Origin of the sequence: Prevotella sp. AGR2160 (assembly GCF_000424185.1) — a bacterium.
Taxonomy (GTDB): domain Bacteria; phylum Bacteroidota; class Bacteroidia; order Bacteroidales; family Bacteroidaceae; genus Prevotella.
The window spans coordinates 13,062-34,744 of the sequence record NZ_AUJK01000022.1 but is presented as its reverse complement, the minus strand read 5'-3'; the positions used below and the strand labels follow the sequence as shown (position 1 = coordinate 34,744).

Below are 21,683 nucleotides of genomic sequence, written 5' to 3'. Positions count from 1 at the left end.
TTTCATCATGACCATCTATAATCTTGTACATCATCTCAAGCAGAGTGCTCCGAAGGCCATGGGCTTGAGCACCAGTAATGTCTTTGTAGAGACCGTTCCGCTTGTAGTTAGGACAAGGAAGGTGGAACGTGTGAAGCAGAATTAATTGGATAACTACCAAAGGTTTCCCGCTTTCTCTTTGTCGTTTGGAAAAACATGGCTATATTTGTAATATCATTATGAAGCTGCGGGCAGTCATAGAACGGATTACGTATCAGAATGGCGAGAACGGCTATTCAATACTGAAGGCACGGGTGAAGGGGTACGACGACCTCGTCACCCTTGTCGGCAATATGCTTGACGTAACCGTCGGCACCGCTCTCGTCGCTGACGGACAGTGGAAAGTCAATCGTCAGTACGGGAGCCAGTTTGTCGTGGAGAACATCATTGAGCACGACAGCAAGCGGCTGGCCGAAGTAGACGGCATCGGTCCCAAACGCATCAAGAAGATTCACGACTCATGGATGAAGCAGCTCGACATCAAGGACGTATAACAAAAAAGCCCCATGAACTACGAAGACATCTGGCAGATACAGGACGAGATAACTGCAGCGGTCAACTCCCTTGGCTTTTCCCTATGGGACTTGCACTACGACCGTGCTTCTTTCGCCTTCCACATGGAGTTGAACGAACATCTTCCTGACGAAGCATTGTCATCCTTCTTCTCTCAAATGCCATTAGCCGCAGACTATGACGGTGATGGCAGCCACGGTTCTGTATTCACGATATACCGATAAAATGAAGATTGGATTTTTCTTGCTAACAAAAGGTCTTTTGCTGCGTAGGTTTTAATTATTCCCTGCTTAGCGAAAGACTTTTTTCTATAGCATTACAACATTGAGAACATAGCTTCCGACCCATGTTTTTCCCAAAAAGCATCATCCGCTTCTTATTGCTGTTGGAGCATGATGTATTCGTCGATTTCATCGATTACGACTTCCGGCATCCACATTTAGAACGGTATCAAACTCCCTCCATAAGCTGAATTCTATTTGAACAATGCTTTGAGTATATCGCCTAATCCGAATGTCGTGCGGCGATAGACGCGGTTATACGTAAGCGTATTGCCTCAAGTCGCATGGTGGGGTAAGGGGCATTTATATGTCTTTATGGTGACATTCGATGCACTGTGCCCCCTTTTTACTAACGATGCAGATTATTTTCGCTTCTGTATCATATTAGGCGCGTAGTTGCGGATTTGAGGTTCTTTTGGTATAAGATCTCAGTTTTTTTATGTAACTTTGCAGAAATAAAGCCAAAAGCTATTGTATAACTTAAAAAGCAGATCTGAAAACAGAATGACATACCCTTTAATATCAGAATATGTAGAGGCGGTGAGGAATGCGGAGGACAACTTCGATAAGCTGCGCAATCTCCGGCCTGTGACCGATGACAATGGCAACCCAGTGATGACCAGCGGCAACTTTGCAGTGGTGTTCAAGATGCGGGATGAGAAGAATGACAAGCTCTATGCAGTGAAGTGCTTTCTCAAAGACCAGCCGAACCGTGCGGAGAACTACCGGATGATAGCTGAGGAACTGGAATTTGTCTCTTCAAGTTTCCTCACCAAGTTTCAGTATTTGGACAACGAGTTGTTCGTCGACTCTGCCAATGCTGATGGCGAGGAGTTCCCCGTCCTGCTGATGGACTGGGTGGAGGGCACCAACCTCGACCAGTATATCCGTCAGCATCTCCACGACAGCTATCAGTTGCATCTGCTTGCCTACCAGTTCAGCCGTCTCGCCCTGTGGCTGATGCTACAGCCGTTTGCCCACGGCGACTTAAAGCCAGACAACATCATGGTGAGAGAGGACGGTACGTTGGTGCTGATAGACTATGACGGCATGTTCGTTCCGGCAATGAAAGGACAGAAGGCGCGGGAGATGGGCAGTCCGGACTTCCGCCATCCCGCACGCACGGAAGAAAACTTCAACGAGCATATTGACGACTTCTCGCTTGCCTCCATCCTGCTTTCTCTCAGGGTGATTGCCGAAGAGCCTGCCTTGGTTGAGAAGTATGGCGCTGCCGACCGCCTTCTCTTCTCGGAGAAAGACTATAGGAACATTCATGACTGTCAACTTTTAAAGGACATTTTCCCGTCTGAGTGTTCAGAGGTGAACACCCTTGTTGGACTGTTCATCATTGCCCTTACTCAATCCGATTTATCGAACATATCCTTCCGCCTGTTGTCGTTGGAGCGACCGAAGGAACCAGAGATTGAAATTATCAGCACGGAAGTGACGGAAGAAGATAAGAAGGATGCATGGACTGATGAGTATGGCGTGAAATATTCCAAGGATGGGAAGAAGCTATTAGAAAGCACTAAGAGGAACTTAACGAATTATACGATTAGGCAAGGAACAAGATGTATTTGCGATGCTGCGTTTGCTGGAGACTATGACTCTCGTCCTTCCTTGCAGTCTATCACCATCCCTGACTCCGTGACGAGCATTGGCGACAGTGCGTTTAGGGATTGCTGGTCCTTGCAGTCCGTCACCATCCCCGAGTCTGTGACAATTATTAAAGGGAATCCATTTATTGATTGCCCGGCAAGAGTTATCAATCATTCCAATCATTTTACCATATTTGAGGGTAACCTGTATACTTCTGAAAGACGAAAACTGATTTCTTATTTATCAAAGGGAGAAAATTTTATCATCCCCGACTCCGTGACAAGCATTGGCAACAGAGCGTTTGAGCGTTGCTCATCCTTGCAGTCTGTCACCATCCCCGACTCCGTGACAAGCATTGGCGACAGTGCGTTTGAGCGTTGCTCATCCTTGCAGTCTGTCACCATCCCCGACTCCGTGACAAGCATTGGCGACCATGCGTTTGATGGTTGCTCATCCTTGCAGTCCGTCACCATCCCCGACTCCGTGGCCAGTATTGGCGACAGTGCGTTTTGGGGTTGCTCATCCTTGCAGTCCGTCACCATCCCCGACTCCGTGACCAGCATTGGCGAATGTGCGTTTCAGGGTTGCAGATCCTTGCAGTCCGTCACCATCCCCGACTCCGTGACAAGCATTGGCGACCGTGCGTTTTTTCAGTGCGAATCCTTGCAGTCCGTCACCATCTCCGACTCCGTGACGAGCATTGGCGACCGTGCGTTTTGGGGTTGCAAATCCTTGCAGTCCGTCACCATCCCCGAGTTTGTGACATTTATTAAAGGGAATCCATTTGTTGATTGTCCGGCAAGAGTTATCAATCATTCCAATCATTTTACTATATTTGAGGGTAACCTGTATACTTCTGAAAGACGAAAACTGATTTCTTATTTATCAAAGGGAGAAAATTTTATCATCCCCGACTCCGTGACGAGCATTGGCGACAGAGCGTTTATTGGTTGCAAATCCTTGCATTCCGTCACCATCCCCGACTCCGTGACGAGCATTGGCGACGGTGCGTTTTGGGGTTGCAAATTCTTGCAGTACGTCACCATCCCCGACTCCGTGACGAGGATTGGCGACAGTGCGTTTTGGCATTGCGAGTCCTTGCAGTCCGTCACCATCCCCGACTCCGTGACCAGCATAGGCGTCGGTGCGTTTATTGGGTGCAGATCCTTGCAGTCCGTCACCATCCCCGACTCCGTGACGAGGATTGGCGACAGTGCGTTTTGGCATTGCGAGTCCTTGCAGTCCGTCACCATCCCCGACTCCGTGACCAGCATAGGCGTCGGTGCGTTTATTGGGTGCAGATCCTTGCAGTCCGTCACCATCCCCGACTCCGTGACGAGGATTGGCGACAGTGCGTTTGGGGGTTGCAGATCCTTGCAGTCTATCACCATCCCCGACTCCGTGACGAGCATTGGCAAAAGTGCGTTTAGTTTGTGCTCATCCTTGCATTCCGTCACCATCCCCGACTCAGTGACCAGTATTGGCGACAGTGCGTTTGGGGATTGCTCATCCTTGCAGTCCATCACCATCCCCGACTCCGTGACGAGGATTGGCGACAGTGCGTTTCAGGGTTGCGATTCCTTGCTGTCCGTCACCATCCCCGACTCAGTGACCAGCATTGGCGACTGGGCGTTTAGTTATTGCTATTCCTTGCAATCCATCACCATTCCCGACTCCGTGACGAGCATTGGCGACCGTGTGTTTTATAATTGCTCATCCTTGCAGTCTGTCACCATCCCAGACTCTGTGACAATTATCAAAGGGAATCCATTTGTTAATTGTCCGGCAAGAGTTATCAATCGTTCCAATCATTTTACAATATTTGAGGGTAACCTGTATACTTCTGATAGACGAAAACTGATTTCTTATTTATCAAAGGGAGAAAATTTTATCATCCCCGACTCCGTGACGAGCATTGGCGACTGTGCGTTTATTGATTGCAAGTCCTTGCATTCCGTCACCATCCCCGACTCCGTGACGAGCATTGGCGACAGTGCGTTTTGGGGTTGCAAATTCTTGCATTCCGTCACCATCCCCGACTCCGTGACGAGCATTGGCATCTGTGCGTTTTTGCAGTGCGATTCCTTGGAGTCCGTCACCATCCCCGACTCCGTGACCAGCATTGGCGACGCCGCGTTTTCGAGTTGCGATTCCTTGCAGTCCGTCACGATTCCCGACTCCGTGACGAGCATTGGCTACCATGCGTTTGATGGTTGCAAATTCTTGCATTCCGTCACCATCCCCGACACCGTGACCAGCATTGGCGACAGTGCGTTTGAGTTTTGCTCATCCTTGCATTCCGTCACCATCCCCGACTCCGTGACGAGCATTTGCGACGACGCGTTTTCACATTGCTCATCCTTGCAGTCCATCACGATCCCCGACTCCGTGACGAGCATTGGCGACAAAGCGTTTAATGATTGCCAATCCTTGCAGTCCGTCACTATCCCCGACTCCGTGACGAGCATTGGCTACAGTGCGTTTGACAATTGCTCATCCTTGCATTCCGTCTTTATCTCTCACAAAACATACGACAAGCTGAAATTCCATTTGCAATGGTATTCTTCAGAGATTAAATTCACCGACTAACATGATAATCATCGAATCAAAACGAAAGAAGCCAGAGACTCTTCTCAAAAAATATCCCGATGCCATCTTGGCGGACGTGACCAGTAAGGCAAAGGACGGACTGGTAAAACTGAGTCCATTCTATCCCCACTATGGCATCCCCGTGCCGTTCAGTCCAGGCTACACCGCCACATGCGTGGAGGCCGTCTGGCAGGGACTGAAAGTGTTTGAAGGCTGCGACGTAGACACCTCGCTCTTCAGCAACGACACCATGCGGGGACTGAAGCGAACCGTCAGAAAATACGGCAAGCCGTTGGGCCACAGAAAGGGCGTGAACGGCACAGAGTTGTTAGGCTATATAGAGGCTCGGAAACAGATATACATACCCACTTATCAGTGGGTGTTGGAGAACAAGGTCAAAGACATCATCGACCGGCTGCGCGAGGTGAGCAAGACAAAGACCATCGTACTGCTCGACTACGACACCAACGCCGATGTGGACAACGGCCGCAAGCCCCTCTCCCATGCATCGCTCATCAAGGCGTATGTGGAAGGTACTTACCCTTATGGCCCGAGACAAAAGGATAGCAGTAAAACGACCCTAAAAGAACCTTCATTGTTTGATTAAAGACAACTGAATATGGACAAAAACAAAAGAAGCAACTGGAACGACTTCAAGGAAATACTTGACCAGCACCATATCACACGGCTTTACCATTTCACCGACCGTGACAACTTGGAGTCTATCATCAAAAACGGCGGTCTCTATTCCTGGGCCGATTGCGACGAGAAGGGCATCAAGATACCCAAGCAGGGCGGAGGCGACACCTCGCGAAGTCTCGACAGGAGGGACGGCTTGCAGCACTATGTACGTGTGAGCTTCACACGACAGCACCCGATGATGTACGTAGCCATGAACGACGGCAGGATTTTCAACCCGGTAGTTCTGGAGATAGACCCCGAAGTAATTTACTGGGACGACACGCTCTTTGCCGACCGCAACGCCACACGCAACGGAGCACAGAAAGGCGGCACACTTGCCGACTTCAAGAAAATACACTTCAATGCCGTCACGGCACGCACCCATTTCGACCTTGATGAGAGTGAGCAGCCCTTCTTCCAGGCGGAGGTTATGGTCAGCCATTTCATTCCATTGAAATACATCATCAACATCGGCAATTTCGGCATTCCCATCCCCAGCCAGCCAAAGATGCTGCAATCCAAGGATGCCTACACGGCGCAAATCACCCGCGCCACGCCGACAGCCTTCCTCTTCCTTATCGACCAGTCGGGTTCCATGAGACGGACGACAACCTACAACGGTGAGCAGATGCCGATGTCGGAGGCTGTGGCACGAATCGTCAACAATCAAATCAACGAGCTCGTGCTGCGCTGCATCAAGACCAACGAGGTGCGCCATTACTATGACATCGCTGTCATCGGCTATGGCTCGGATGCCTACAGCGGATGGCAGGGCGAACTGGAGGGCCGCGACTTCGTGTCGCCGCAGGAACTGAAGGATCATCCTTTCAAGACCATCACCACGCGAAAGGAAGTCAGGACAAGACGAGGCACTGTGACCAAGGAAGTGGAGAGCGTGCAATGGATAGACGCTTGTTCAAACGGAGGAATGACTAGTATGCATAAGGCGTTCGGCAAAGCTAAGGAACTCCTGGAGAAATGGATGGAGCAGCACCACGACAAGGACTGCTATCCACCGACCATCATCAACATCACCGACGGACTGTTTAATGGTACGACAAAGGAGAATATGTTGCAGCTCTCCAATGAGCTGAAATCGATGTTCACCAACGACGGCAACGTGCTGCTCTTCAACATTCATATTGTTCCAAACGACCAAGAAAATGTGGCGTTCCCGGTGGACAAGTCAGAAGTGGAGAGCGGCTCTTACGGTCAGACGCTCTATGAGATGTCGAGTCTGTTGCCCACACGATACAACGAGCCCATATCAGATATCAGAGGGGATGAAGGTAACAAACGGCATGTCGCCATGGCCGTGAACGCGGATATGTCAACCCTTATCCAACTGATGGATATCGGTACCCCCACCAATATCAGTCAAAACAAATGAAGTACTATTCTCAATCCATATCGAAGCGTGAGAGCCGTGTCATCAATGAGGATGCGGCACTCGCAAAGAAAGGCATGGCTGCCGTGTCGGACGGTGCCGGAGGTGGCGGAGTGTTTGCCGAGTTGTGGTCAAAATATCTGCTGAAGCAATTGCCGGTAAGTGCCCTGCAAGACTTCCAACAGTTGGACGCATGGGTGGACGGCATTTGGGAACCCTATTACAAGGACTGTGAAGAGAAAGCCAAACAGCAAGGTGCGCTTTTCCTCAACAAGTTCTACGACGAAGGCTCCTTCGCCACCCTCGCCGCCGTGTGGTTACAAGACAGCAAGACGGCAGAATGGATCACTTACGGCGACAGTGTCGTGTTCTGCTACGACTTCCACAACCATGAGCTGAAATACTCCAACATCAGACTCTCGTCTTTTGACGATGCGCCCTATCTGATAGGAAGCAACGCAGCACTCAAAGCAGAGGGCTTCCATGCGGGGCAGTTCCAGTTAACGGGCGAAGAGGTGATATTTGTCGCCACGGATGCCCTGTCACATTATATTCTGATGAGGTATGAGTTATGCCATAGAGAGAACTACGAGGATGAAATCGACGAAGCCATCGCAGCCAGGACAAAGAACAGCAACTTCATAAAAGTAGCGGAGGAAGAAGCTGAGGATTTCGAGAAGAGCCTTACAAGACTGTTGGATGCCGCCCGAGAGCAAAAGAGTTTCATTTGGCTCATGAGCAGTCTGGAAGAGTCGGGGCTGTTGGCTCATGACGACTACTCCTTGGCAATGCTGGACTGCCGACAAACTAAAAAGAGAGAAAAGACTCATAGCCATGCCGAACATCATGCCTTGGCTTGGAGAAAGATGCATCAGCCGAGGAATCTAAAAATGCTACAAAAGAAAAAGTACAAGAAGTGGCTTTGACAACAACTTTCGGCTGTTCTGTTCGTTGAAGTCATAAGTCCAATATATGAGATGGAAACAGAATGACATACCCTTTAATATCAGAATATGTAGAAGCGGTGAGGAATGCGGAGGACAACTTCGATAAGCTGCGCGATCTCCGGCCTGTGACCGATGACAATGGCAACCCCGTGATGACCAGCGGCGGCTTTGCCGTAGTGTTCAAGATGCGGGATGAGAAGAAAGACAAGCTCTATGCCGTGAAGTGTTTTCTCAAAGACCAGCCGAATCGTGCGGAGAACTACCGGATGATAGCTGAGGAACTGGAGTTTGTCTCTTCAAGTTTCCTCACCAAGTTTCAGTATTTTGACAATGAGCTGTTCGTCGACTCTGCCAATGCAGATGGCGACGAGTTTCCCGTCCTGCTGATGGACTGGGTGGAGGGCACCAACCTCGACCAGTATATCCGTCAACATCTCCACGACAGTTATCAGTTGCATCTGCTTGCCTACCAGTTCAGCCGTCTTGCCCTGTGGCTGATGCCGCAACCGTTTGCTCACGGTGACTTAAAGCCAGACAACATCATGGTGAGAGAGGATGGTACGTTGGTGCTGATAGACTATGACGGCATGTTCGTTCCGGCAATGAAGGGACAGAAGGCGCAGGAGATGGGCAGTCCGGACTTCCGCCACCCCGCACGCACGGAAGAAACCTTCAACGAGCATATTGACGACTTCTCGCTTGCCTCCATCCTGCTTTCTCTCAGGGTGATCGCTGAAGAGCCTGCCTTGCTTGAGAAGTATGGCGCTGCCGACCGCCTTCTCTTCTCAGAAAAAGACTATAGGGCCATTCATGACTGTCAACTTTTAAAGGACATCTTCCCGTCTGAGTGCCCAGAGGTGAACACCCTTGTGGGACTGTTCATCATTGCCCTTACTCAATCCGATTTATCGAACGTATCTTTCCGTCTATTGTCACTGGAGCGACCGAAGGAACCGGGGGTTGAAATTATTAGCACGGAAGTGACGGTAGAAGATAAGATGAACGCATGGACAGATGAGTTTGGCGTGAAATATTCCAAGGATGGGAAGAAGCTATTAAGAAGCACTAATAGGGGCTTAACAAATTATACAATTAAGAAAGGAACAAGGAGCATTTGTTATTGTGCGTTTTTGGAGTGCAATTCCTTGCTGTCCGTCACCATCCCCGACTCAGTGACGAGCATTGGCGATAGAGCGTTCGATTGCTGCGATTCCTTGCTGTCCATCACCATCCCCGACTCCGTGACGAGCATTGGCTACGGTGCGTTTAGGAGTTGCGAATCCTTGCAGTCCGTCACCATCCCCGACTCCGTGACCCGCATTGGCAACAATGCGTTTGAGGATTGCTCATCCTTGCAGTCCGTCACCATCCCCGACTCCGTGACGAGCATTGGCGACGAAGCGTTTTCGGGTTGCTCATCCTTGCAGTCCGTCACCATCCTCGACTCCGAGACGAGCATTGGCGGCGGTGCGTTTTATGGTTGCGAATCCTTGCAGTCCGTCACCATCCCCGACTCCGTGACGAGCATTGGCGACCATGCGTTTGAGAGTTGCTGGTCCTTGCAGTCCGTCACCATCCCCGACTCCGTGACGAGCATTGGCAACTATGCGTTTGAGCATTGCTCATCCTTGCAGTCAGTCATTATCTCTCACAAAACATACGACAAGCTGAAAGTCAATTTGCAATGGTATTTTTCAATGATCAAACCTTCAAAGATCAAATTCACCGACTAACATGATAATCATCGAATCATAATGAAGGAAGACTAAGATCCCTCTTGTGGAGATGGTCACAATTTATGTTGCAGCTATTATTTTCAAAATAGTTTCTGGGTGACAATGATAGTCACTATGAACAAAATATGTTATCTGTCTGAAGGTATGATAGCAAATAAGAAATAGCAAGCATTAGGCTCAAGTGCGAAATTGTAGCAACTTTTTTAGAACAAACATTATGACACCGGAAGAAATCATGAAGCTTGTAACGAGCAAGGACGGATTCATAGGCAATGCGATGAACATTCCGCATGACAGGCAGAACAAGACCCACGAACTGGTATTAGCATATAATCAGACCAGTCCGGCGGATACAAAGCTCGGACAAGATCTGCTCAAGCAGATACTTGGTACGTATAACGAACGGGTCGTGATCCAGCATGGCGTTCACTTTGACTTTAGATTCAACACCCATTTCCTGGGCATGGCCTATGTGAACTTTGGAGTTACCTTCCTTGACACGAGTCCAATAACGATTGGCGACATGTGCTTCATTGCGCCCGGAGTAATCCTCACTTGTGCCGGACACCCTGTCGTGGCTGAACAAAGAGATCAAGGCATAGAAACGTCGAAGCCGATAACGATCGGCAACAGTGTTTGGATTGGTGCGCATGCTACCGTCTGTGGTGGAGTAACGATAGGTAATCATGCTGTGATAGGTGCCGGAGCTGTGGTCCTTCACGACGTTCCTGAGAATACGATCGTTGCTGGTGTCCCAGCCAAAGAGATAAGGAAAATCACGGATAAAGACATCATCCCGTCAGACGAAATATTGTTTTAACATACCGAAAGGCCCTCCGCTGACCGTAAAGGAAGAGATATACATCACCCGCTTCATCATGGAGTGGCTAAGAAAAAATAACCGGTAAATGTAATTAAACGCCTGATCAATGTTAGTGGAGAATATTGACACAACCAACATGTGCTCGCACCTGCGGCACAAGCTGATGGATGCTGACGGCATCTATCATAAGGTCTGGCAGACGATACAAGACGAACCGGAGTTGACGGCGGTCGTCCGTTCCCGCCAGCTCCATATCTACCGCAACGGCAAGAAAGTGCTGGTGCTGAAAGGAAAAGCAGCCCCACAGATCGTCAGGGAAGATCCGATAGACGAATTAATCAATCAATGACAATGGAATCAAGAAAAGATATAGCAGCAGAAAAGAAAGCGAGTTTCAAATTCAATTGCGCCCAGTCGGTGCTGACGACTTACGGCGATCTGACGGGACTCGACGAAGCCACAGCCATGAGCATGACCGACGGCTTTGCGGCGGGCATGACCAATATGGAGGGTACCTGCGGCGCACTGATTGGTGCAGACATGGTTCTCGGGCTTGTCAACAAGGACAAGGCGAAGACGATGAAACAGATGCGGACGATCATGCAGAAATTCCAGGACCGCAACCATGCCACACAATGCAGACAGTTGAAAGGTGTGGACACCCACGTGGTACTCCGTCCTTGTCCGTTGTGCGTGGCGGATGCATGTGAGTTCTTGGAAGAAGAATTAGGGAAATTCTAAATCCTTGACCAGGGAATTAAGCAATGGAAATATTGTAAATGGAAAGATACGTCAGAAAAGCAACGGCTGAGGACCTGCCGGTGGTCCTCGACCTCATAGAGAGTGGGCGGAGGATCATGCGTGAGAATGGCAATCCGCATCAATGGGGCGACAGCCATCCGACGGTAGGACAAATAGAGGGTGACATCGCTAAAGGTTACAGCTACTTGCTGATAGAGGACGGCAGAGCCATCGCAACCTTTGCGTTCATTCCCGGCCCCGATGTCACCTACGCTGTCATTTACGATGGACATTGGATTGACACCGACAGAACGTATTATGTTCTTCATCGCGTGGCAAGTGCCCATGGACAACACGGGATCATGACCAGCATCCTTGATTATTGCTTTACAAAGACCGGTAACATCCGCATCGATACCCACCGGGATAACAAGCCCATGCAAGGAGCATTGGCGAAGGCGGGATTCCACTACTGTGGCATCATCCATCTGCTCGACGGTGATGAGCGGTTGGCTTATCAGAAGATAAATAATCCACATGAGCCAGAATTTTGATACACCCCCATAATAATATTTTAATTATGTCAATACAATTCCCTATACTTAATATTTCCTTAAGTAATTTAAGTTCACAGGATTTGGAAGAAGCCCATATTGGAGACTTATGGGATTATCCTGGCGATAATAGTATCTTTGAAGAATACTACAATAATCAAAAATATGTTGACCAAAGTGGGCATATATTTAAAATAACAGGAAAAAGAAAATCAAATTTTATAAATTCAATAATACATTTTAATAAAAAAGAACTGATATTTGAGGATTGTGGTGAGACTATTAGCTTCTCTGTATTGAAGGATTTTTTAATCAATAGATACAATTCATTAGATGATAATTTAGCTAAGTCGGTTCTGATTAGATTAACAAAACAATCAAAAAATATCAAGGATTTAATTGGGTAAAACGTAAAAACATAGCCCATTTTTGAGATACCAGATGCCATGGTAGTAGCCATAGTCGACACTACCCCACCCTCAATTTTTCAGCCTTCTCAAGGATCTTACCTGGAATCTCATTCTCCATACGCCACGTGATGGTCATCGGACGGTCACCACGCGATGAGACATACCTGACGGGACCAAGACAATAATAGGACTCTGTCAGACCATAAGCATCCTTCTTTTGTTCTCTGACGAAAAGCAGAAACTGTTGATGTGTCTGCGCCTGGTCTACATACCGTCTGCCGGCATTATCGTGACTGGCAGTATTCTGGCTCTGCCATTGGAAAAGTGTTTCACTGATCGCATAATCTTCATACTGTGTACTCGGCGAGAAATCCTTATCACTCTTATTGAGGGTGACCCATAACAGTTCTGTTTTTTCGTCCACCTTATAGATACCACTCTGTGCGCTGAAGTTCTTCTCGGCTGTGATCCGTCCGAAGAGAATAAGTTGTTCCTCCCGGGAATAGCAGCCATAGAGTTCGAGGGGAACATCATTGGGCAGACTGCCTATAAGCCGCGTTGCTAAGTCGACATGCTCCTTGAGCCAGGACATCATTTCCTTTACTTCTTCTACAAACAACGGATGGGCGGCGAAGGTGCGGAATCCTTCGTCGATCGTTGAGAATCCCATTTTCCCGATGGGCGCATTGTATAACGCATAGTAGAACATCAACGCCCATTTTGCCTCCCTGCCAACATGCTCATACATGAAATTATTCGCTATGAGCCGCTGGATGAAGCTGATATAACCTATAGAGTTGATATGCAACAATTTGCTGAGATTACGCTCGTAAACGCTTGTATACTTGTCTTCCTCGTAGCGAACCTGGTTAGCCAGTTTCATATAGAGCGACCAGCATTTATTGTTCTTATAGATCTGTCGGATGTCAAGGTCAAACTGCTCCAGGAAATGGCTGAGCGTCAATTCCCGTCCTGTGTTTGTCTGGAACAACTGCATCTCATTGACGATACGCCGCTGATTGAAAATGGCCGAACGGATATTGTCAAGGATATATCTCTGGGCGATCTTATCCATCGTGATAGCGCACCCGCGGGGAAGCATTGGAAATCCTTCTTTTATTTGAGAAGCTATGGACTTGTCGGAGGGACTGAGCAGCGGAGGGAGCCTGCTCTCAAAGCTATAGTTGTGGTGAGCTTGCAGCACGAAGTCGAGAACCGTAAGACAATCCTTGTCCGGTGCCAAACGAAGGCCACGACCGAGCTGTTGAAGGAAAATAGTAAGACTCTTGGTCGGTCGGAGAAAGAGGACAGTGTCAATCTCAGGAATATCAACACCTTCATTGAGGATATCTACCACACAGAGATAGTTTATTTTCCCCGTCTCAAAGCGTTCCAACACACGGCGGCGCCGCTCTTCGGAATCTTGTCCCGTGAGCGTGTCGGTGCGATATCCAGCCTCCCTAAGTCCTTCAGCTGTAGTGCGTGCATGCTCGATGTTGATGCAGAAGCAGAGCGCCCGACAGTTCATCTCGTCAGCGAGGTATTTAGGAATCGTGGCGGTGATGAGATTGAGACGGTTGCGCGTATTGAGTTTTGCGGCAAGCTCACTCTCGTCGTATCCTGCTGCCGTCCATCTCACATTCAAGAGATTGGCCGTGTCGTCGCCTATACAGAAATACTGGAACGGGCACAGCAACATGCGGTTGATGGCTTCCGGCAGGCGGATCTCTGCGGCTATCCGGTTGTCAAAATCAGGTAGCAGGCTCTGTCCGTCGGCACGCTCCGGCGTAGCTGTCAGTCCGAGGAGTACAGAAGGATTGAATTGCTGAAAGAGAATGCGATAACTGTTCGCCGTGCTGTGATGAGCCTCATCGACAATGATGTAGTCGTAAAAATCATGCCTCATCATCGTGAACAGCTCCCGGTTGCTGTTGAATGTCTGGATAGAGATAAAGAGATGATTCAGGTTGCCCGTCGCCGACGGCTGGTATTCTCCCACCCATAATTCACCGAAAGTAGGATCATTGAGCACGGAACGGAACGTTCGGATACTCTGTTCGAGAATCTCTTTTCGATGGACGATAAACAGCAGGGTGTGGTGATCAGGATGAGCATCATGGAACCGCTTGTAGTCGAAGGCTGCGATGACCGTCTTTCCTGTTCCCGTGGCAGCCACGACAAGGTTACGGAAGCTGTGATGGACCTCACGGGCAACAGAAAGCTTGTCGAGGATCTCTTTCTGTTCCGGACGAATCATGTATCTTGCCAACACGGTGGGGTGCTCTCTGTCGTTCTTATGCTGTTCGGCATAGATGGCACGTCGGAAACGCTCCTCGTCATAGGGTTCAAAGTCGGGGCGGTTCCAATAGGTATCAAAGGTTGCCAAGGCTGCTTTGATGATTTGTGGGTTCTCCTGTGACGTCACGCGAATATTCCATTCCAGTCCTGTCATAGCCGACTTTGTCAGATTGGAGGAACCAATATAAGCGGTATGGAGACCACTATTGCGGAGAAAGATATACGACTTGGCATGGAGCCGGTCGAGCGTTGTGTCGTATGTCACCCGAATGTCTACCTTCTCCGGACTGAGCTCTTTTAGAAATTGCAAGGCCTTAGGCTCTGATGCCGCCATGTAAGAGGTCGTGATAATATGCATACGGGCATCAGGGCGCTCCAAGAAATGACTGAGGGCATCCTTGAAGATCCTCACGCCCGAAAACTTGATGAAAGCAACAATCCAATAGATCTCGTCGGCCGACTGAATGTCGAGATTGATCTCACTCTGCAGAGACAGGTCGTGATTGCTGCCCGTGAAAAGGTTACTGACGGTGAACCCTGATTTCGGACGGAGTAGGTTATAAGCCTTAATCTGTTGCTCGTTCTTACCCGCCCTGGAAATAATCCCGCTGAGCAAGTAATTTTGTACGACCAACAAGTCATCAGCAGTATCACACGACCACTCGCCTTCTATGAAGTGGAGAATCTTGTTAATGAATGATATCCGTTCTTCAAGACTTTCAAAGAGTTTGTCGTCAGTCAGTAACCGGGAAAGGATTTTGGATATATAATTTGTCAACAAGCGTGGAACCTCTGCACTGTCGATACTCAGCGTATTGACAGCATATTGGCTCTTATTGAGGGCATCTAACTTTTTCTTTAGCGCCTCATAGATAAGACTTTCGTATATTCCAGTAGACAATTCCATACTATGTTGATATTTATATTATTTCTGATTGCTTGCAAAGTTACTATTTTATTTTATAACCACCAATTTAAATTGGGAATAGTATGGCAGATAATGCGAATTTCACTTGTGAAGCCGAGGTAGTTGGAATGCTTGACAAGTAAAAATTCAGCGAATGCTTTCGGCGGATAGCTACTGTGAGAACAAAAATAGCTAAAAAATCTTAATGTAAGAGTTCGTAACTTTCTCAGTATCAGCAATAGTTACCTCAAGGTAAGTGTCTTACTTTCAAGTGCCCTCTTGCAGGAATCAAAAACAGTAACTAACTTTGCAACCGTAAACAAGAGAAAAGTAAATATCAAATTAGAACATTATGAAAGAGGTTAAGAAAATTGCTGAAGGCAAAAACTTCAGTGCAGTGGATTTCGGTAAGCTGAACGAGTTAGGTGACTATGTCTTGTCTTTGGGCGATATCAAGATTCCCGGCAAGGTGTTTGGCGGACAGGCTCTCGGAACGAAAGGCTCTGAGTTCTCTTTTCAGATTTACGCTCCTGGTCAGGAGGGTGGTTTCTATCACACGCATAAGACCCATGAGGAGCTTTATTTCGTTCTCAGCGGCAAAGGAGAATATCAGGTTGACGGCGTGAACATTCCGTTGCAGGAGGGCAGTGTGGTGCGCGTCTCACCAGAAGGCAAACGCACCATTCACAACAACGGCACGGAGCCGATGGTGGTGCTCTGCGTGCAGTATCGTGAGACGCCTTTCACCCAGGAAGATGCTACCGATGGCGTTATCCTGAAGGATCAGGTGAAATGGTAAACGAAACAGTCATATCAACAATCTTTACCGTCATGGACAAGACCACTTGTCTGTGACGGTTTTGTACGTTTATAAGAAATGAAGAAGATGATCAGAAATCAGGTAGTCGACCCGTTATTTCCCCAATGTCCGGTCAGAAATGTACTTTCCCGTATCGGTGACCGTTGGTCATTGCTTGTGCTGCTTGCCCTGCACGACAAGGTAGGAACCATGCGCTTTAGCGACCTTTGCAAGACTATACCCGATGTTTCACAGAAGATGCTCACTTCAACGCTTCGTAAACTGGAGGCAGACGATCTTCTGTCCCGGACCGTCTATCCCGAGGTGCCGCCGCGTGTGGAATACAAACTGACAAAGCGCGGAAAAACACTCATCCCACTGCTCAACCAATTGGTGGACTGGTCGTTGGACAACATGGATGCCATCATTAGGCACCGAAAGAAATATGCATTGTAGATTATGCATCACAAAACGGCATATTATGCGCAACATTGTCACTGTAGATGGTGCTCAACCCTGCGAAGAAACTTATCCCCAGACCTCTTTTGCGATCTCTCTTACGAGATCTATCTTCGCCCACTGTTGAGCCTCAGTGAGTTTATTGTCAATCTCGCAGGATGCAAAATTAGTTGTGTTGGGAGCTTGCACAGCGTTATCGTTATCGGAGAGATTAAGGACTCACACGTTATACCAGTGGCAAGATACGAAGAAGGAAACCACTGACAAGGCATCTGAACAAACGGCACCTGTCTACATGCTGTGTTTCAAGAATTTCTGCTTCTTACTCATTTTCTCTGTGTCGCAGTCGCATCTCCTTAGGCGGCAGTCCCATCACCTGCTTGAAGGCCCGGTTGAAGTTGGCTGGGGAGCTGAAGCCCGTATCATATGCAATTTGCTTAATAGACAAGGTGTTATCAGCTATCAACTCCAAGGACCGGATTATTCGCTGATAACAAAGATAATTACTGAGGGTGGTGCCCGACTCACTGAACAATCGGCTCAGGGTGCGTGTGGAGATACCCGCGGCATGGGCTGCATCGCTGGCTCTGATATTGTCAGCAAGATGCTTGTGAATATAGTCCATCGCCTTACGGAGCACAGGACTGCTTTCTGTGTCTATGCCGCGCAATGGCAATGACAGTTGCCGTTCCACTCTGTGGAAGGTTTCGAAGAAAGAAAGGCAGAAATTGTGAAGCGCGGCATCACCCTCATCCACAACAGGGCCGCGCTTGGCAATGAAACTTAGATTAGCCCGTGCCCATGGACATACATATAGTACGCTGAATGACTCAAAGGTCTTGACTTTGTCGTCTGGCAACTGAAAATAGAATATACGCAGGTTTATCTGTCACAGAGGGCGGTCACATTTGGATGGCAGACACTCAGGGCGACAAGGGCATCGAACGTTGGCAGCAGGTGATCAGCGCCATGAAGCAACTGGAACCCGCCACAGTCGTTCCTGCACATTTCGTCAGTAGCGACTACAAGCCGCAAGTTCTCGACTTCGTTGGTAAGTATCTTGCCGACTACCGTCAGGCTGCAGCCAAGAGCAACAATGCTACAGAACTGACCGCTGCCATGGAGGAAGCCTGGCCGCAGTTGCCCGGGAAGGACAACCTCGTCTTCAGCGCAAAAGTTTTCAAGGGCGAGCAGGAGTGGAAGATATTCACCCCCTATCCACCCATCGGCCGAGCCATCAAGGTAGTGGTGGAAGTATCTCCAAACGTGTTCATGGTCTATTGGTCAGAGCCTAACTCCACCAAGAGCAACGTGGTGCATGTGCAGAACTACAACACGAGTACCGTGTGGACCAACATCGCCGCACCCGACGGTAAGTTCTACAATATGCAAGGCAAAATGAGCGTTGTGGAATAATAGTAGATTAGTAATTTTAATCTGAGCCATAACTCACCCTGCTTGGGTGGGCTATGGTAGCCAGGGACTATGATCAACCATCTTTACCGTCATGGAACGACCATGTGAACAACGCCAACTATATCCGTATTGCTATGGAGTATCTGCCTGAAGAATTCGCATACCGACATGTAAGGGTAGAATACAAGCGTCCCGTCAGATTCGGGGAGGTGATCGTCCCCAAGACATACTTGTCGACGGATGGCATTTTCTATGTAGAGCTGTTATCAGCCCGTGCCGTATGCGCCATCCTGGAGTTGAAATGATAGTTTGATGAACAAACGAAGCACACCGTTATTAACCTTTGCCTCAATCTTATCTTTCTCAACATCCTCAGGCAGCGTCAGAGCCTGCTCGTAATTGCTGTATGAGAACTCACGGCGCAGGGCGGAGTCAATTAGCAAGCGTTGAACGGTAAAAAGAGAAAAAAGAGTAAAGCTACCCTATTCCTCAATTTCTGCCGATGATCCCTGTCTGCGTGTCTTTATTGTTGAGCTTGCGCTGTGCTTCCTTGTATCTCCTGCCATGACTGAACTTCCACGTGAAGTTGAGAGAGACGAAATTGCCGATGGTCTTGCTGCGGAGCTCATAGTCCTTGTGCATTAAGCGGTTGAGCAGGTGGGAAGACATCGCCTTGGGATTGGCCATGAAACAATGGTCCCACGTCAAGGACACGGAGCAGGGGCCGGCCTGATAGCTGCATTGCAGGGCCGGTATGCCGTAGTTCCATCCAAGGTTCTCGCCTTCGAGAAAGCGGTAGCCATTGTCGCCTTGTGCCGTGAGCGTCCAATGCCCCAAGTAGGCTTCCAGACTGCCGCCCACCATCCAGAAGTTATGAAGATGGGTGTAGTCGTCGCCAAAGTTGAAGTAGCGGAAGAAGCCTCCGTTGACATTGGCCACAAGACGGTCCGGGACGATGGTGTAGGAGAAGTTGTCGATAAAGTAGAGCATCTTGATGCCCCGCTGATTGCGTTGGGTGTAGACAAACTGGTTGTCATCAGTACGGAAATACGCAGCCATGTTGCAATGGGAATGGTCGCGATAGTCAGCCTCCAGCGTGTTGTTCCATCGTGGTGAGGAATAGTTGAAACGCAACGTATGTTCGTCGCATCGGTTGGGCTTAAGGTTGGGAGACCCCATCGTCCACTCACGTCCGTTAGTGCGGATGGCCGCATCACCGATCATCGCGATTCGGCTGAAAAAGCCATACTGCTTAAAGTCATAGCTCAAACTCAGTCCATGACCGAAGTTATAGGCTAACGTGGCTTGGGGTCGGAAGAGATTGAAGTTGTAGTGCGCCTCACCCTGGGTATAGCGTTGGTTGCTCACTCCAAGACCGGCCACATAGGTCAGTGCGCCAAGATAGCCCTTGAGTTGGGCAAAGCCATAGACATACTGATTATGGAGTCGGTTAATGGCATCGACATCATCAGTGTAGCTGTTGCGCGTGTATTTGAGTTGGTAGTTGGCACCCAAGGACAGCGTGAAGGGCTTGAGCCGGTTCTCATAGATGGCTTCCCCGATGAGTGACGACGTGTTGCCCTTGACATGGTAGGCGTAAGGGCCACCCTCATCCATATAGTTATAGGAACGTGTGTGGATGTGCGTGCCCACCACGTTGGCCGTGATGCTCTGGTGACGGCCCAGCTTTCTGACAAGATAGAGGTCGAGAACAGGAGAGAACGAGCGGTCGCGGGAGAAGTTCTTCACATCCGTGCCATTGACATCGGTGAGCACATCATTACCCGGACAATGATTGAAGTCGGCAGTCAGCTTTGCCTGCAAGACATTGCCGAGCGTGTCAGCCCGATTGTATTTCAGTGCGACCGTATTGCCAGCCGCTCTGCTCCGATCCTGCTTGTCCACACGCGAGACGATGTCGTGCGTGCCGTCGGTGAGCAGGTAATCAGTGAGGGTGCGTGCTTTCTCGTTGCGGTTGTCCTTGTAGAAGAAGTTGTAAGTCAGTGCCCATTCCGATTTACCTCTGTTGACCTTTGCATAGACCAAGTCGTCGCTATAGCGGGTCAGTGCCTGCGTAAGGTCGGTGCCGAGCTCGTATCCTGCGTCACTACGCCGTGTGTGGATATCGATGACGAAGGCAATGTCCTGACCATAGCGCACGCCGGGATTGTCGATATAGTCAATGGAGGTGACGCGCTTAGGGTCGAGTGCTGTCAGGTCGGACTTTGACGCGAGGGCACCGTTGATGCGTAGTTGCACCTCACCACGGTTGAGACGGTCGGCAATGGTGTGGCGTACGGCATCCACCTGAAGTTGAGGGAGGCTGAGAAGATGGAGAAGGGCATAGCCATTGGAGGCACTCGCGCGCTGAGCCACCGACGGGATAATATGGCGTCCGTCGGGACGGAAAGTCACGCGCGCCGCCTCCACGGTAACGTCTTTGAGCACTACCGCCGTGTCTGCGAGTAAAGAAGAGGAAGGCTTGGCGCTGCCGTGAATCTGTGCATAGCCCACTGTCACCGCGCCAAACGCAAGCATAAGGAGAAAGAAAATCTGCTTCATATCTTTGCTGTTTGTTTTTGCTGCAAAGATAGGAAACGAATGGCTAAACGCCTAAGAATGAGACTGACATCTGTCTGACAATTGATATTTACCGCCTCTTTCTGTCGTAATGGTGAGGTTGCTGTTCTTGTCGAGTACGGGTTTCAGCCGTCGGATGAGCGTGTAGAGCGTGTCGCTGGCATCGGGCTTTTTCGGCCAAAGCGCCTGGCAGATGTCCTCCTTGCGCAAGCTGTGATGCTCATCGGCAAAGAACATCAGCATCAACTGGCGTTGCATGGCGGTGAAGTGGACAGGCTCCTGATGCTCATCATAGAATGTCTGTGAGGCTTCATCAAGGCGCAGACCGCCAAAGCCTCCGGCAATCGCTACGACCCGACGACGCGTCCACATCAGTGAGCCTGCCAGCCAAAGCAGCGACAAGGCGAACAGCGACAGTGGCATACGCTGGTCAGAGAGGGACAGCACCGAAGCCACGGAACAGTTGGCATAGCCCCGGAAGGCTACGCGAAACGCTCCACGACCCCATGTCATCTTGCTGCTGGCAACCGTCTTCGGGTCCACATCCTCGGCATAGCACACCAAGGAATGGCGACGGAGCACCTCCAGCCGCAGATTGCTGCGATAGTCGCGGATGGTGTCGGGAGTGATCCACGCCTCTTGCTTATGGCGCAAGGTCTGGGTCAAAGCCTGGTTCATATCTGCTACCATCTTCTCTTCGGCACAACGATAGCTATGCATGCCTGCCCACACGGAGCAACTCAACAGGGTCACAAAGACCACAATAATATAGAACGGTTTCATCGCAAAAATATCAATTTAGTGTTTCAATGATACAAAAGTAAAGAAAAAAAAGCAAACACGCAAGAAGAAAGCCTATTTATAATAAGAAAAAGCGTATCTTTGCAATAACACAATAACCCAACAAACATGAAAAAATATCCA

The 21,683-nt window shown here is 49.2% G+C and carries 20 protein-coding genes and 1 pseudogene; 16 read left to right on the top strand and 5 right to left on the bottom strand.

Annotation, left to right across the window (positions count from 1 at the left end; translation table 11 throughout):
* Nucleotides 1–218: 218 nt before the first annotated feature.
* The 12 genes from G604_RS0111265 to G604_RS0111210 all read left to right on the top strand — a co-directional run bounded on the left by G604_RS0111265 (nt 219) and on the right by G604_RS0111210 (nt 12,297).
* Nucleotides 219–533: a hypothetical protein gene (locus tag G604_RS0111265; RefSeq protein ID WP_036905541.1), complete on the top strand. Its 315-nt coding sequence runs from the start codon at nt 219–221 to the stop codon at nt 531–533.
* 12 nt (nt 534–545) lie between these two features.
* Nucleotides 546–776, top strand: coding sequence for a hypothetical protein (locus tag G604_RS0111260; RefSeq protein ID WP_028910646.1), 231 nt, complete (start codon nt 546–548; stop codon nt 774–776).
* Nucleotides 777–1,337: 561 nt separating this feature from the next.
* On the top strand, nt 1,338–5,021 hold the full coding sequence (locus tag G604_RS15585) for a leucine-rich repeat protein (RefSeq protein WP_051220389.1): 3,684 nt from the start codon (nt 1,338–1,340) through the stop codon (nt 5,019–5,021).
* A 1-nt stretch (nt 5,022) separates the two neighbouring features.
* Entirely contained in the window at nt 5,023–5,628 is a 606-nt protein-coding gene (locus G604_RS0111250; protein ID WP_028910645.1) for a DUF6939 family protein, read from the top strand.
* Between the two features lie 12 nt (nt 5,629–5,640).
* On the top strand, nt 5,641–7,092 hold the full coding sequence (locus tag G604_RS14865) for a DarT ssDNA thymidine ADP-ribosyltransferase family protein (protein WP_051220388.1): 1,452 nt from the start codon (nt 5,641–5,643) through the stop codon (nt 7,090–7,092).
* On the top strand, nt 7,089–8,015 hold the full coding sequence (locus G604_RS0111240; protein WP_028910644.1) for a hypothetical protein: 927 nt from the start codon (nt 7,089–7,091) through the stop codon (nt 8,013–8,015). Before G604_RS14865 ends, G604_RS0111240 begins: the two co-directional genes overlap by 4 nt.
* 62 nt (nt 8,016–8,077) lie before the next feature.
* Nucleotides 8,078–9,769 carry a leucine-rich repeat protein gene (locus tag G604_RS14860; protein ID WP_051220387.1) on the top strand — a complete coding sequence of 564 codons (1,692 nt, stop codon included), beginning with the start codon at nt 8,078–8,080 and terminating at the stop codon, nt 9,767–9,769.
* Nucleotides 9,770–9,989: 220 nt separating this feature from the next.
* The gene (locus G604_RS0111230) at nt 9,990–10,592 is read left to right on the top strand and encodes a sugar O-acetyltransferase (protein ID WP_028910643.1); all 603 of its coding nucleotides are present in this window, start codon (nt 9,990–9,992) and stop codon (nt 10,590–10,592) included.
* 109 nt (nt 10,593–10,701) lie between these two features.
* Nucleotides 10,702–10,944 carry a hypothetical protein gene (locus G604_RS0111225; protein WP_036905538.1) on the top strand — a complete coding sequence of 81 codons (243 nt, stop codon included), beginning with the start codon at nt 10,702–10,704 and terminating at the stop codon, nt 10,942–10,944.
* Between the two features lie 2 nt (nt 10,945–10,946).
* The gene (locus G604_RS0111220) at nt 10,947–11,336 is read left to right on the top strand and encodes a C-GCAxxG-C-C family protein (protein ID WP_028910641.1); all 390 of its coding nucleotides are present in this window, start codon (nt 10,947–10,949) and stop codon (nt 11,334–11,336) included.
* A 38-nt stretch (nt 11,337–11,374) separates the two neighbouring features.
* On the top strand, nt 11,375–11,890 hold the full coding sequence (locus G604_RS0111215; RefSeq protein WP_028910640.1) for a GNAT family N-acetyltransferase: 516 nt from the start codon (nt 11,375–11,377) through the stop codon (nt 11,888–11,890).
* A gap of 26 nt (nt 11,891–11,916) precedes the next feature.
* Complete coding sequence (locus G604_RS0111210) at nt 11,917–12,297, top strand: hypothetical protein (protein WP_028910639.1); 381 nt, start codon at nt 11,917–11,919, stop codon at nt 12,295–12,297.
* A gap of 61 nt (nt 12,298–12,358) precedes the next feature.
* Here the strand turns inward: G604_RS0111210 and G604_RS0111205 are convergent, their stop codons facing one another.
* Nucleotides 12,359–15,499, bottom strand: coding sequence for a DUF3427 domain-containing protein (locus G604_RS0111205; protein WP_028910638.1), 3,141 nt, complete (start codon nt 15,497–15,499; stop codon nt 12,359–12,361).
* A 358-nt stretch (nt 15,500–15,857) separates the two neighbouring features.
* Here G604_RS0111205 and G604_RS0111200 point away from each other — a divergent pair, with 358 nt between their 5' ends.
* Together G604_RS0111200 and G604_RS0111195 are read left to right on the top strand one after the other, a co-directional pair.
* Nucleotides 15,858–16,304 carry a cupin domain-containing protein gene (locus tag G604_RS0111200; protein WP_028910637.1) on the top strand — a complete coding sequence of 149 codons (447 nt, stop codon included), beginning with the start codon at nt 15,858–15,860 and terminating at the stop codon, nt 16,302–16,304.
* Nucleotides 16,305–16,391: 87 nt separating this feature from the next.
* Nucleotides 16,392–16,760, top strand: coding sequence for a winged helix-turn-helix transcriptional regulator (locus tag G604_RS0111195; protein ID WP_028910636.1), 369 nt, complete (start codon nt 16,392–16,394; stop codon nt 16,758–16,760).
* Between the two features lie 325 nt (nt 16,761–17,085).
* Here G604_RS0111195 and G604_RS15285 read toward each other — a convergent pair whose 3' ends face one another.
* Nucleotides 17,086–17,433: a helix-turn-helix domain-containing protein gene (locus G604_RS15285; protein ID WP_155941938.1), complete on the bottom strand. Its 348-nt coding sequence runs from the start codon at nt 17,431–17,433 to the stop codon at nt 17,086–17,088.
* Nucleotides 17,434–17,675: 242 nt separating this feature from the next.
* On the opposite strand from G604_RS15285, the gene G604_RS14325 reads away from it, so the two are divergent.
* Nucleotides 17,676–18,179, top strand: coding sequence for a MoaF-related domain-containing protein (locus G604_RS14325; RefSeq protein ID WP_051220384.1), 504 nt, complete (start codon nt 17,676–17,678; stop codon nt 18,177–18,179).
* Nucleotides 18,180–18,232: 53 nt separating this feature from the next.
* Nucleotides 18,233–18,484: an acyl-ACP thioesterase domain-containing protein gene (locus G604_RS15725; protein ID WP_155941937.1), complete on the top strand. Its 252-nt coding sequence runs from the start codon at nt 18,233–18,235 to the stop codon at nt 18,482–18,484.
* Here G604_RS15725 and G604_RS15070 read toward each other — a convergent pair.
* The 3 genes and pseudogenes from G604_RS15070 to G604_RS0111170 form a co-directional block, all read right to left on the bottom strand.
* Nucleotides 18,446–18,604: pseudogene (locus tag G604_RS15070) on the bottom strand (Hsp20/alpha crystallin family protein); the annotation flags it as partial. The gene G604_RS15725 and the pseudogene G604_RS15070 sit on opposite strands and share 39 nt — an antisense overlap.
* 64 nt (nt 18,605–18,668) lie before the next feature.
* A complete protein-coding gene (locus tag G604_RS0111175; protein WP_028910634.1) occupies nt 18,669–20,741 on the bottom strand; it encodes a hypothetical protein in 2,073 nt (690 codons plus the stop codon).
* A gap of 51 nt (nt 20,742–20,792) precedes the next feature.
* Entirely contained in the window at nt 20,793–21,542 is a 750-nt protein-coding gene (locus G604_RS0111170; protein ID WP_028910633.1) for a winged helix-turn-helix domain-containing protein, read from the bottom strand.
* Between the last annotated feature and the right edge of the window lie 141 nt (nt 21,543–21,683).